This window comes from Shinella sp. WSD5-1 (assembly GCF_963942435.1).
GTDB classification, from domain to species: domain Bacteria; phylum Pseudomonadota; class Alphaproteobacteria; order Rhizobiales; family Rhizobiaceae; genus Shinella; species Shinella yambaruensis.
The window spans coordinates 318,922-331,752 of record NZ_OZ012598.1 but is presented as its reverse complement, the minus strand read 5'-3'; the positions used below and the strand labels follow the sequence as shown (position 1 = coordinate 331,752).

The following is a 12,831-nucleotide window of genomic DNA, read 5'->3' as shown; positions in this document are numbered from 1 at the left end:
GAAAAGCGCCGGCTTACATGCCGAGCGGCTTCAGGTAGTCGGCGGCAACGGTCTCGATGGTCTTCTTCTCGACGTCGACCTCGCTGTTCAAACGCTGCATCGTGGCGTCGTCGAGCTTCGTCGAGATCGCTTCGAGCGCGTCCTTGAGATCGGGATGCTCGTCGAGCACCTCCTTGCGCACGACGGGGGTCAGTGCATAGTTCGGGAAGAAGCCCTTGTCGTCCTTCAGCACCTTCAGGCCGAGGGCGGCGATCTGGCCATCGGTCGCCTGTGCGGCGATCGTGTCGAGATCGCCGTTGGCGAGCGCGTTGTAGGCGAGGCCGAGATCCATCGGCCGGACATTGGCGCGGCCCGCCTCGAACCCGTAGACTTCCTGCAGGCCGATCAGGCCGTCCGGACGCTTCGGAAACTCGGCGGTCGTGCCCATGAGGATCGGCTTGCCGTCGTTATAGGCCTTGGCAAGGTCGGAGATCGTCTCCAGGCCTTCCGTCTTGGCATTGCCCGGCTTGACGACATAGGCATAGGTGTTGTTCGCCGTGGACGGCGCCAGCCAGACGAGGCCCTTTTCGCCATCCAGCTGCTTGACGCGGTTGTAGGTCTCCTCCGGCGAAAGCCGCTCCGTCACCTTGTTGAAGGTGATGAGCGACGTGCCCGTATATTCCCAGTAGAGGTCCACCTCGCCGTTCTCCAGCGCGGCGCGGACGATCTTGGTCCCCATGCCGTCCTTCTTGTCGACGGTGTAGCCCTTGCTCCCGAGGAGCTGCTTGGTGATTTCGGCGATGATCAGCTGTTCGGTGAAGTTCTTCCCGCCGACGGTGATCGTCGCAGCGAAGGCGGACGTCGCGGCAAGAGCGATGGCCGCCGCCGACAAAAGGGTCTTGGCAAGTTTCGGTACGAAGGTCATTTCAGTTCCTCTCTCTTTTCTTGTTATCGCAACGGATTTATCCCTCGTGGAACGAGGTGGTACTGGATCTGGCCGAAAACGAAGTCGACCAGGACCGCAATCAATGCCGTGGGAATGGCCCCGGCCATCATCATCGGGAGTTCGTCCAGCGCGATCCCGGTGAAGATCAGTTCGCCAAGCCCGCCCGCGCCGATCAGAAAGACCAGCGGCGCCGAGCCGACGCAGATCGCGAGCGCCGTGCGGATGCCGCCGAAGATGACGAAGAGGGCGTTTGGAAGCTCGACACGCCACAGGACCTGCCGCGGCGTCATGCCCATGCCGGTTGCCGCCTCCACGAGGTGGGGCGGCACCGCGCGCAGGCCGGCATAGGTGTTGCGCACGATCGGAAGAAGGGTGGCGGCCCACAGGCCGAACACCGCGGGCACCGTGCCGATGCCGAGCAGCGTCATGGAAAGCGCAAGGATCGCCAGCGTCGGCACGGTGCTGCCGATGTTGAAGACCTGCATCGCCGCCTCGGAAATGGCGCGGAAGGCAGGCCGGGAAAGCACGATGCCTACAGGCACGGCCGTGAGGATGGCAAGTCCACCGGCCCAGGCGACGAGCTCCAGGTGCTGTACGGCAAGGTAGGAGATATCGTCGGAATAGGTGAGGATCTCCTCCGCCATGCCGCTCGACCACAGCCAGGCGACCGCGCCCGCCAGCACGACCAGCACGAGCACCGGGGCGAGCGCGGGGCGGCGGCGTTCCTGTGGCGGCGTGGTCAGGATGGCGGGAGCGCTCATGCGGTCTCCCCGTGGCCGAGATTGTGCACGATGGAACGATAGCTCATCACGCCGGCCAGCCTGCCGGCCTCGTCGACGCAGGGCAGCAGGGGCATGTCGTGGGCGAACATCAGCGACACCGCGTGCCGCAGATCGCCGCTGACCGGCACGGCGCCCTTTACGGGTTCCGCATGATCGGCGACCGCACCGGAGCGCGCGCCCGCGACCTGTGCGCTCAGAAGGGATTGCGGCACGCCCTCCGCGTCGAGCACAAAGGCGGCGGCGCTGCCCGACGACCGCATGCGTTCCAGGGCGCTCTCGACCGAATCCGAGCTCTGGACCGTTATGAAATCGGTCTGCATGGCATTCCGCACCGGGATCAGCCTGAGGCGCTTGAGCGCCCGGTCGGAGCCGAGGAAATCCTCGATGAAGCTGTTGGCGGGGCGGGCGAGCAGGTCGTCGGGCGTTGCATACTGTTCGAGTTTTCCGCCGCGGAAGATCGCGATCCTGTCCGCCATCTTCACCGCCTCGTCGAGATCGTGCGAGACGAAGATGATCGTCTTGCGGATCGTCTTCTGCATCTTCAGGAATTCTTCCTGGATGACCTCGCGGTTTATGGGATCGATCGCGCCGAACGGCTCGTCCATCAGCATGACCGGCGGGTCCGCCGCGAGCGCGCGCAGGACGCCGACGCGCTGCTGCTGGCCGCCCGAAAGCTCCTTCGGATAGCGCTTGAGAAAGAGGTCGGGCTGAAGGCCCACGAGCTCCAGGAGCTCCTTGGCGCGCATGCGCGACTTCCGGCGGTCCCAGCCGAGAAGATCGGGCACGACACAGATATTCTCCTCGATCGTCTTGTTCGGAAACAGGCCGATCTGCTGGATCACATAGCCGATGGAGCGCCGAAGCTCGATCGCATCGACGGTGCCGGTGTCCTTGCCGTCGATGAAGACCTTGCCGCTGGTCGGCTGGATAAGCCGGTTGATCATCTTCATCGTCGTCGTCTTGCCGCAACCCGACGGACCGAGCAGCACGCAGATCTCGCCGGTGGGAAGGTCGAGGTTGACATTGTCGACCGCCACGAAGGGATTGTGCGCGGGGCCGAAGTGCTTCGTCAGGTTCTCGAGCCGGATCATTGCGTGACGTCCCCCTGGATGCCGCGTGACGTGAGGAGGCGCTGCACGAGCGCCAGGAAAAGGTCGGCGGCGATTGCCAGCAGCGAGACCGCAAGCGCGCCCGTCACCAGCTGGCGGGGATCGGACTGGCTGATGCCCCGCGAGATGAAGGTGCCGAGTCCGCCCGCTCCGATATAGGCCGCGATCGCCGTCACGCCGATGTTCATGACGACGGCGGTGCGCACGCCCGCCATGATGACCGGAATGGCGAGCGGGATCTCGACCTGCCGCAGACGTTGCCAAGTGCTCATTCCCATGCCCTTGGCCGCCTCGCGCAGCGCCGGATCGACATTGGTGATGGCGGTGTAGGTGTTGCGGATGATGGGAAGCTGGGAATAGAGCACGACGGCCACGACGGCGGGCACATAGCCGATGCCGTGCCCGATCGGCGACAGGAGCGGGATCATCAGGCCGAACAGGGCGATCGAGGGAACAGTGATCATCATCGACGCAAGATAGAGAACGGTATCGGCCGTGCTCTTCGACTGCGTGATGGCAATGCCGATCGGCACCGCCGTGGCGACCGCGATGCCGACGGCCAGGAAGACGATCGAGATGTGCTCGATCGCGCGCGCGCCGATGATGTCCAGATTGTCGATGATGAACCGGACGATCTCCATTCGCTGCGGCCTGCCTTTCCTTGACTAGAGTTGCCCGTAGATTTCGGCGGCATTCTCAAACGTGAAGCGCAGGGGCACGGATCCCTCGATCTGCCATGCCTCGACCGTATCGCCGTCCATGAGGGCGCAGGCGGCCTGCGTATCGACGACCGCGCCGCCATAGAGGCGGTTCGCAAGGTTGAGGATGCCCGTCTGGTGCATCGCAAGGCCGCCGCTGCCGCAGGCGTCCTTGACGAGCAGGACATGCAGGCCGAGATTGATCGCGTCCTTGACCGTCGCGTCGACGCAGGCCTCGGTCCATACGCCGGCGACCATCAGCCATTCCACGCCGCGCTCGCGCAGTTCCGCGATGAGCGGACTTTTGCCGAAGGCGCTCGCCTCGTTCTTGACGAGCAGCCGCTCCGACGCCCGCGGAGCGACCTCGGGACAGATCGCCGTCAGCGGATCGTCCTTGTCGCTGAATGCGGAACGCCCGTCCGGTCCCGCGGGATGGAACGGGCGGGCGTGGTCGGCGAGATCGACGATGTAGGCGCAGTGGAAGACGGGAATGCCGTTGCGCCGCGCCGCCGCCTGGAGGCAGGCGGCATTGCGAAGGACGGTGTCGTATCCTTCCACGAGATAGCGCTCGTCATGGCGATGCTCCTCCTGGAGGTCGATGAAGAGACCCGCAGCCTTCGCATGTTCGATCCGCAACGGCTTCCTCATCAAATCTCCCCGCTCAGGAATTCATCCTCATAGGGAAAGCGCGACAGCAGCTCCGTGCCGGTTTCCGTGATCAGGATCTCGTCTTCGAGCTTCACGCCCTCGCGGCCGCCCTTTTCGCCGATATAGCTCTCGACGGAGACGACCATGCCGGGCACGAGATGGCCGTCGCGGCCATAGGTCTCGTAGTCGATCGCATGGGCGATGAACGGCGTCTCGCCGTGCATGCCGACGCCGTGCATCACCGACGTGTAACGCTGGTCGACGAAGCGGTCGGGTATCTTCCATGCCTTTTCGGCGATCTCGCGGAAGGCCATGCCCGGCTTGACGATAGCGATATTGTGCTGAACCTGTTCGTAGGCCATCCGGTAGAGCGATTTCTGGTAGGGCGTCGGCTTGCCGGGGCCGCAGCGGAAGGTGCGCGAGAAATCGGAATAGTAGCCGTAGCAGCCGATCGTATCGGTATCGAGGGCGACCAGCTCGCCGGGTCGGATCTTGCGCCCGCTCGCCTCGTTGAACCAGGGATTGGTGCGCTGTCCGGAACTGAGAAGGCGCGTCTCGATGAACTCGCCGCCCTGCCGGATGACCTCCTGATACATGATCGCGAAAAGCTCGTTCTCCGAAACGCCCGGCTTGATCGCTTCGCGAACGGCCGCAACCGCCGCTTCGGCACCGGCCATCGAGACCTGAAGGCACTTGACCTCCTCCGGCGTCTTGACGGCCCTGACGGCAAGGATCTCGCCCTGACAGTCCCTGACCTCGCAGCCGCGCTTTTCGAGCGCGAGCGCCTGAAGGTGGCTGCAGCGGTCCATGCCGAGCTTCATCGAGCCGCCGCCGTGCTGCTTGAGCAGCTCCGTGATTTCGTCGGCGAACGGCCCGGCGGTCTCGTCGTCCTTGCCGGAAACCGAGGACCAGACGAGCTTGGACGGGCGTGCCTCGTCGATCGTGTCGAGCACCATCGAGACATGATAGCTCTGCGGGTATTCGAAAAGGACGATCGGACCTTCCGTGGGAATGAAGAAATAACGCGTCGAGTTGCGCAGGAAATATCCGAACATGTTGCGCGATCCCGTCGCATAGCGCTGGTTGTAGGGATCGAAAAGCACCACGGCGCCGTAACCGGCCGCGCGCATCCAGTCGCGAAGCTTCCTCAGCCGCCCCTTGCGCAGCGCATCCGCGTCGATGAACGACGGCTCCGTGTCGGAAAGCCACATGCCGCCGGCCGGATCGGCTGCCGCCGGATGGCGCATGCGGTCCTTGAAATCCACGTCTTCCACGCTGTCGGGATCGAATACAACAATGCTCATGGGGTTCTCCTTTTCCAAGAGAATGGAGAAGGACCGGAGCACGCAATTGCGCGGATTCCGCAGATTCTATGCCGAAATCCGCACCCGCCCATTATTTCAGTCCCGCGATTGCACGCGGCGCCTCGCCTGCCCGCGAGACGCGGCGGCGCACGCTGTGCGGCACATAGCCAAACCGCTGCTTGAAGGCCCGGGAGAAGGCGGCCGCATTGCCGAAACCGCAGGCGACGGCGACCTCATTCACCGGCAGGCTGGAATGCGTCAGCATGTCTGCGGCCCTGCCGAGCCTCAGATTGCGGTAATAGGCATTGGGCGCCGTCCCGAGCTCGGCCTTGAAGGAGCGCTCAAGCTTGTCGGACGAGACATTGAGGCGGCGCGCCAGATCCTCGATCCGCAGCACGTCCTCGATGGCGTCCTCCATCATCGCCACGGCGGAGAGCACGAGGTCGTCGCGAATGCCGCTGCGGATGCGCAATGTCAGCAGCCGCCGGTCGGCGTCGGGCCGCAACGGACTGTGCATGTACCAGCCGGCGACGCCGTCGGCGAGGTCTTCGCCATAGTCGCGCCGGATCATCTCCAGCATCATGTCGAGACTGCCGATCCCGCCGACGGACGTGAAGCGGCGGCGGTCGATGACGAAGAGGTCGGAGCGCATGTCGAGATGCGGGAAAGCCTCCTGGAACGCGGGCTGGCTGGTCCAGTGCAGCGTGCAGGCATGACCGTCGAGCAGCCCCTTGCGCGCGAGGAAGAAGGCTGCATCGGCGATCGCGCCAAGCTCGGCCCCGGCGCGGAGGTTCTTACGGATCCACGCCATCTCCTCGTCGGCGACGAGATGTTCGGCATCGCCCCCGGAACACACGACGATCCGGTCGACCTCCGGCGCGCGGCGGACATGGAAGTCCGGCTCGATGCCGATCCCGTTCGACGCCTTGATCCTTTCACCGGCCGCAACGGTGATCCAGGAATAGCACTGCCTGCCGGAGAGCGTGTTCGCCGCACGCAGGGGCTCGATGATGGAGCTGAAGGCCATCAGCGGGAAGTTCGGAAATATCAGAACCGCAAAGCGGATCGGTTCGGACCCTTTCACCGGCTGTTCTCCAAGCTTATGGCTCCCCTGCCCCGATCTCCTCGCGGCGCCGGACGATATAGGCGTCGAGCTCCTCGCGGATGGCCGGATCGAGCGCCGGCTCCTCGTATTCCCGCAAGGCCTGCTGCCAGACGTCGGTCGCGCGTTCCAGCGCATCGCGTCCGCCGGCCTCCTGCCAGCTGCCGTAGTTCTGCCAGTTGGAGAGGATTGGCTGGTAGAAGGCCGTCTCGTATCGCGCCATCGTGTGTTCGGAGCCGAAGAAATGTCCGCCGGCCGGCACCGCCTTGATGGCTTCGAAGCCGAGATCGTCCTCGGAGAAGGGCATGGGCGCGAGGAAGCCCATCATGTTCTGCAGGATCTCGACGTCGAGCACGAGTTTCTCGTAGGAGGCCGTCAGCCCGCCTTCGAGCCAGCCCGCCGCGTGATAGATGAGGTTCGCGCCGCCGAGCACCGCTCCCCAGGTCGCCATCCCCGTCTCGTAGGCCGCCTGAAGATCGACGGTATTGGAGGCATTGGCATTCGACGTGCGATAGGGCAGCCCGTATCGCCGCGCGAGCTGGCCCGCGATGATGTTCGCCTTGGTGTTCTCCGGCGTGCCGAAGGCCGGCGCACCGGAGCGCATGTCCACATTGGACGTGAACGCGCCGTACATGACCGGCGTGCCGGGATTGACCAGCTGGGCAAGCGTGACGCCGAACAGCGCTTCGGCATTCTGCTGGCAGAGCGCCGCCGCCAGCGTCACCGGCGTCATGGCGCCCATGAGGGTGAACGGCGTGATGGTTACCGGCTGCCCATGCTCGGCCATGGCGATGAGCCCGTCCGCCATCGCATCGTCGAAGAGCCGGGGCGAGTTGACGGAGATGATCGTGATGACGCCCGGCGACCGGCGCATCTCCTCGATGTCGATGCCCCGCGCGATCGCCATCATGTTGATGCCGTCGACAGCGCGCCCCCGGCCGATGGCGGTGCAGTGGAAGCTGAGATCGCTGAGCGTGATATTCGCGTTGTAGGTATCGAGGTGGCGCGAATTGGCCGGCAGCTCGATCGGCGCGCAGACCTGGTTCCCGAGGATATGGATCGCGTTGAAGTAATGGGCCAGCCGCGTGAAGTTCCGGTAGTCGGCCAGATTGCCCTGCCGCCGGCCGTTGACCCGATCGTGCACGTTCGGCGGGCCGGCGACGAGGCCGAAGGCCATGGTGTTGCCGCCGATCGTCAGGCGTTTTTCCGGATTGCGGCTTGTGAGCGTGAAGGCGGACGGCGTGGTGGCCAGCGCCGCCGCGACGATGGTCTCGTCGATGCGGATCGTCAGGTTCTCGCGGTCGACGATGGCGCCCGCCCTCTCGAACAGCGCCATCGCCTTTTCGCTCATCACGCGGATGCCGATCTCGGAGAGAATGCGCATCGAATTGCGGTGAAGCGCCTCGAGACGCTCCTCGTCGAGAAGCTGCATCGGAGGATAGGTGTTGACGACCTCCTGCCACGGCAGCTGCGAAATCCCGCCGCCACCCCGGCCTGCCCGCGATCGCCGGCCGCCGCCGCGTCTGTCACTCATCGAGAACTGCCTTTCACACGCTTGCATCCGCCGCAAGGGGGCAATGACGAGCCCTCGGCATCGGACATGCGTTTATGTTCCGCCTCCCTGGAACTATGGCCAATCCCGACCCGGTCTTCACACGATAAGTTCGGCGGCAATGACCAAGAAAAACGATGTCATGGCGCATCCCGCACTTGCGCAGCGCGAAGGGACCGGATTAGCCTCTGGCAAAAAGGGGAATCCGCAATGAAGCCGCCGCCGCCACTGAACTATATCCGTTCCTTCGAATGCTCCGCCCGGCACCTGAGCTTCACGGACGCGGCCAACGAGCTGGGCTATACGCAGGCGGCGATCAGCAATCATGTGCGCGCGCTCGAACAGTATCTCGGCCGCCAGCTCTTCATCCGCTATCCGCGCAGCCTCAAGCTGACGGAAATGGGGGAGGCCTTTCTTCCCACGCTGCGCCAGGCGCTGAACCAGATCGATTTCGCGACGGAAGCCGTGCTCGCCTCAGCCCGCAACAAGACGGTCGTCATCTCCTGCCCTACCAGCCTTGCCGAAAACTGGCTGGCGAAGTGCGTCGCCGGCTTCAGCCGGAAACATCCCGAGGTGGAGATCCTCCTGCACGGCACGATCTGGGAGGATTCGACGGAACAGATCGCCGATATCCTCATTTCCATCCGCCGCTTCGACAATATGCCGGCAAACGGCAGGCAGCTCTGGAACGACCGGCTCGTGCTTCTCTGCGCGCCCCAGCTCGTGCACGGGCAGAATGCGATCAGGACGCCGCAAGACGTCCTGACATCCAACTGGATTGCCGTGCATGGACGACAGGAATTCTGGCAGGACATGGCCGATGCGCTCGGCATCGACGCCTCCGCGAACGACAAGCGGCTTTCCACCAACTCCACCAATATCGCGCTCGAGATGGCGGCAAGCGGCGCCGGTTGCATCGTGACCACCTGGTCGCTCGCCCGCATCTATGTCGACCGCGGCCTGCTCGTCGAGCCCTTCCAGACCCGCGCCAGGAGCGCATGGAACTACTATCTCGCAGAAGGGCAGGCATCGAAAGGAACGACCGTCGCCAAGGTGCGCGACTGGATCGTCGCCGAAGCGCAGACGGTGATCGGCTGATAGGCCCGGTGCCGCAAAAGGCCGACTTCAGACTAGCCGAGCCCCATCCGGCAACAAACGAAAATTGCGGGATCAATGACCTCGTTTTATTTGTCCATCCGAGGTCAAAAGCGGCTGATTTCCCGCTCCCGCCGCCTTTTGGAAGCAACCGCCCGCCCCTAGACTGGGCCTGCCGGCACAGGTTCGCCGGTGCAAAGGTCATCAGTTCAAGGCTGGAATTCTATGCGCTCCCACGCTCAAGCGGTCGTCATCGGCGGCGGTCTCATCGGTTGTTCCATTCTCTACCATCTCACCAAGCTCGGCTGGTCCGACGTCGTGCTTCTGGAGCGCAGCGAACTGACGTCAGGCTCGACCTGGCATGCGGCGGCCAATATCCATGGCCTGCACGACTCCACCAATATCAGCCTGCTCCAGCACTATACGATGGCGCTCTACAAGGAGCTGGAGGTGGAGACGGGGCAAGGCTGCGGGATCTTCCAGCCGGGTTCCCTCTACCTCGCGCAGACCGAGGCGCGCGAGCACCAGCTGAGGCTGCAGGAGGCCAAGGCGCGCCGCTACAAGATGAACTTCTACGAGATCGGCCGCGACGAGGCGGAGCGCCTGCACCCGCTCGTCGACTTCGACGGCATCCGCTGCATCATGTACGAGCCGGAAGGCGGAAACGTCGATCCGTCCGGGGTGACGATGGCCTATGCGGCGGGCGCGCGGCAGCGGGGTGCGGAAATCCACCGCTTCACGCCTGTCACGGGCACCGAGGCGCAGCCGGACGGCAGCTGGATCGTGCGCACGCCAAAGGGCGACATCCGCACCCGATGGGTCGTCAACGCCGCCGGGCTGTGGGGCCGCGAAGTGGCCGCCATGGCCGGGCTGGAACTTCCGCTGATGCCGACCGAACACCAGTATTTCGTGACCGAGACCATCCCGGAGATCGCCGCGCTCGACCGGCGGCTTCCCTCCGTCGCCGACCGCGACGGCGAATATTACCTCCGGCAGGAGGGACTCGGCCTGCTGATCGGCGCCTACGAGCGCGACATGCGGTTCTGGGCGGAGGACGGCACGCCGCCCGGCTTCGGCCACGAGCTCTTCCCCGACGACCTCGAACGCATCGAGGAGAACATGCTGCGTGCCATCGACCGTGTGCCGGTCGTCGGAACGGCGGGTGTCAAGCGCGTGATCAACGGGCCGATGATCTGGTCGCCGGACAGCGCAGTCCTCTTCGGCCCCGTGCCGGAGCTGGCGAACTACTTCTGCTGCAACGGCATCATCCCCGGTTTCTCGCAGTCCGGCGGCATGGGCAGGCTCGCGGCGGAATGGATGATCGAGGGCGAGCCGTCGCTCGACATGTTCGGCTGGGACATGGCCCGCTTCGGCCATTGGGCGGGCAAGGCCTTCACGAAGGCGCGCGTGCAGGACCAGTACAGCCATCGCTTCAAGATCCATTTCCCGAACGAGGAGCGCGCGGCCGGGCGTCCCGTCCGCACTCGTCCGGCCTACGAGAAGCAGAAGGCGATGGGCGCCGTCTTCGGCCTCAACTTCGGCTGGGAGCATCCCCTCTGGTTTTCCGCCGAGGGCGAGCCGAAGGAAGAGACGGCCGGCTTCACCCGCCAGAACTGGTGGGCACCGGTCGGCCGCGAGGCGCGCATGCTGCGCGAGAATGCCGGCATCATCGACATCTCCAACTTCGCCAAATATGCGGTGAAGGGGCCTGGCGCCGCGGACTGGCTGAATGCGCTCTTCGCCAATCGCATGCCGACGGAGGTCGGCCGCTCCTGCCTGACGCCGCTCATCGGCAGGCGCGGCGGCATCGCGGGCGATTTCACCGTGACGAAGCTCGCCGGGGACGAATTCATGGTCTTCGGCTCCGGCATGGCGGAACGCTATCACCAGCGCTTCTTCAAAGCGGTTCCGCTTCCCGAGGACACCAGCTTCACATCGATGACGGAACGCCTCTGCGCCTTCAACGTCGCCGGGCCGAAATCGCGCGAGCTGCTGATGCGCCTGACGAACGAGGATCTTTCCAACGGCAGCTTCCCCTTCATGCGCTCCCGCAGGATGAGCGTCGCCGGCATCGATGTCGTCGCGTTGCGCGTCTCCTTCACCGGCGATCTCGGCTGGGAGCTCTACTGCGACGCCGATGAGCAGGTGGCGCTTTACGACGCGCTGCTGGAGGCCGGCAGGGACCTGGGTGCAGGCCCCGTCGGCGCACGCGCGCTCACCTCGCTGCGCATCGAAAAGGGCTACGGCAGCTGGAGCCGCGAATATTCACCCGAATACAGGCCGCAGGAAAGCGGCCTCGACCGTCTGATAAAGATCGACAAGGGCGCCTTTCTCAACAAGGACGCCTACGTGAAAATCGCGGCAGAACCCGCAAGGCAAAGGCTCTCGATCGTCTCGATCGAAGCGGAAGAGGCGGACGCCACCGGCGGCGAGCCGATCTTCCTTCCCGATGGAACCCCGGCCGGCCAGGTTTCTTCGGGCGCTTACGGCTACACCGTCGGCATGTCGCTCGCCCTTTGCTACATCAATGCCGACCTGGCGAAGCCGGGCGACAAGGTAAGCGTCGCCATCCTCGGCCGCCCGCACGACGCCGTCATTCTGCAGCAACCGCCGTTCGATGCGGAAGGAACGAGGCTTCGCATGTAGCCGACCTTGCCGCCGCAAGGCGGTCAGGCCTCCTCCAGTCCGCGCAGCATCTCGATGATCGCCGAGAAGTCGCGGCCACCCTGGCCCTGCTTCTCGAAAAGCCCGTAGAGCTGCGCCGCCAGACCGCCGAGCGGTGTCGCCGCGCCGGTCGAAAGGGCGGCCTCCTGCGCGAGCATTAGGTCCTTCAGCATCAGCGCCGCCGCAAAGCCCGGCTTGTAGCCGTTGTTGGCGGGCGAGCCGGGAACGGGTCCCGGCACGGGGCAATAGCTCGTGAGCGACCAGCACTGCCCGGAGGAGGTGGAGGCCACGTCGAAAAGGGCCTGGTGCGAGAGCCCGAGCCTCTCGCCCAGGGCAAAGGCCTCGCAGACGCCGATCATCGAGATGCCGAGGATCATGTTGTTGCAGATCTTCGCGGCCTGTCCGGCACCGGCACCGCCGCAATGCACGATCCTGCGGCCCATGGCGGCGAGGATAGGCTCGGCCTGCCCGAAGGCAGCGCCCTCTCCGCCGGCCATGAAGGTGAGCGTGGCCGCCGCCGCACCGCCCGTGCCGCCGGAGACCGGGGCGTCGAGAGACGGGCAGCCACGTCCGGCGGCGAGCGCATGCGCCTTGCGCGCGCTCTCCACGTCGATGGTCGAACTGTCGATCATCAGCGTGCGATCCTTCACGAGCCCGCAAAGCTCGCCCCAGACGGACAGGACATGCGCGCCCTTCGGCAGCATGGTGACAACGCATTCGGCATCGGCAACGGCATCGGCAAGCGTCGCGGCCACCGAAATGCCGGCCGCGGCCGCCGACGCCCGGGATGCCTCGGAAAGGTCGAAGCCGGCGACGGCATGGCCGGCCTTCACCAGATTGGCCGCCATGGGGCCACCCATATTGCCGAGGCCAACAAATGCGATCTTCGTCATGTCTTCCTCACTTCATCCGCAAAAGCGGTTCGTTGCCCGCAAGATAAGCCTCGACCGTG

Annotated in this window: 11 protein-coding genes; 2 read left to right on the top strand and 9 right to left on the bottom strand. The window is 64.9% G+C overall.

What is annotated here, in order from left to right; translation table 11 throughout:
- Nucleotides 1-13: 13 nt before the first annotated feature.
- The 8 genes from AABQ55_RS28330 to AABQ55_RS28295 form a co-directional block, all read right to left on the bottom strand.
- Nucleotides 14-904 (bottom strand): glycine betaine ABC transporter substrate-binding protein, encoded by an 891-nt coding sequence (locus tag AABQ55_RS28330; RefSeq protein ID WP_272808206.1) that lies wholly within the window; start codon nt 902-904, stop codon nt 14-16.
- A 23-nt stretch (nt 905-927) separates the two neighbouring features.
- Complete coding sequence (locus AABQ55_RS28325) at nt 928-1,686, bottom strand: ABC transporter permease (RefSeq protein WP_244770604.1); 759 nt, start codon at nt 1,684-1,686, stop codon at nt 928-930.
- Nucleotides 1,683-2,798 carry an ABC transporter ATP-binding protein gene (locus AABQ55_RS28320; RefSeq protein ID WP_272808207.1) on the bottom strand — a complete coding sequence of 372 codons (1,116 nt, stop codon included), beginning with the start codon at nt 2,796-2,798 and terminating at the stop codon, nt 1,683-1,685. Before AABQ55_RS28320 ends, AABQ55_RS28325 begins: the two co-directional genes overlap by 4 nt.
- Nucleotides 2,795-3,457, bottom strand: coding sequence for an ABC transporter permease (locus AABQ55_RS28315; protein WP_244770606.1), 663 nt, complete (start codon nt 3,455-3,457; stop codon nt 2,795-2,797). The genes AABQ55_RS28320 and AABQ55_RS28315 overlap by 4 nt, the downstream gene beginning before the upstream one ends.
- A 24-nt stretch (nt 3,458-3,481) precedes the next feature.
- Entirely contained in the window at nt 3,482-4,162 is a 681-nt protein-coding gene (locus tag AABQ55_RS28310) for an isochorismatase family protein (protein WP_272808208.1), read from the bottom strand.
- Nucleotides 4,162-5,466, bottom strand: coding sequence for a M24 family metallopeptidase (locus AABQ55_RS28305; RefSeq protein ID WP_272808209.1), 1,305 nt, complete (start codon nt 5,464-5,466; stop codon nt 4,162-4,164). Before AABQ55_RS28305 ends, AABQ55_RS28310 begins: the two co-directional genes overlap by 1 nt.
- Nucleotides 5,467-5,557: 91 nt before the next feature.
- Nucleotides 5,558-6,493, bottom strand: coding sequence for a GlxA family transcriptional regulator (locus tag AABQ55_RS28300; protein WP_432349633.1), 936 nt, complete (start codon nt 6,491-6,493; stop codon nt 5,558-5,560).
- Nucleotides 6,494-6,566: 73 nt separating this feature from the next.
- Nucleotides 6,567-8,102 carry a trimethylamine methyltransferase family protein gene (locus AABQ55_RS28295; protein ID WP_272808211.1) on the bottom strand — a complete coding sequence of 512 codons (1,536 nt, stop codon included), beginning with the start codon at nt 8,100-8,102 and terminating at the stop codon, nt 6,567-6,569.
- Between the two features lie 228 nt (nt 8,103-8,330).
- On the opposite strand from AABQ55_RS28295, the gene AABQ55_RS28290 reads away from it, so the two are divergent.
- Entirely contained in the window at nt 8,331-9,218 is an 888-nt protein-coding gene (locus tag AABQ55_RS28290) for a LysR substrate-binding domain-containing protein (protein WP_244770611.1), read from the top strand.
- A 222-nt stretch (nt 9,219-9,440) separates the two neighbouring features.
- Nucleotides 9,441-11,861, top strand: coding sequence for a GcvT family protein (locus tag AABQ55_RS28285; RefSeq protein ID WP_272808212.1), 2,421 nt, complete (start codon nt 9,441-9,443; stop codon nt 11,859-11,861).
- A gap of 23 nt (nt 11,862-11,884) precedes the next feature.
- On the opposite strand, the gene mmsB is transcribed toward AABQ55_RS28285, so the two are convergent.
- Entirely contained in the window at nt 11,885-12,772 is an 888-nt protein-coding gene (gene mmsB / locus AABQ55_RS28280; RefSeq protein WP_272808213.1) for a 3-hydroxyisobutyrate dehydrogenase, read from the bottom strand.
- Between the last annotated feature and the right edge of the window lie 59 nt (nt 12,773-12,831).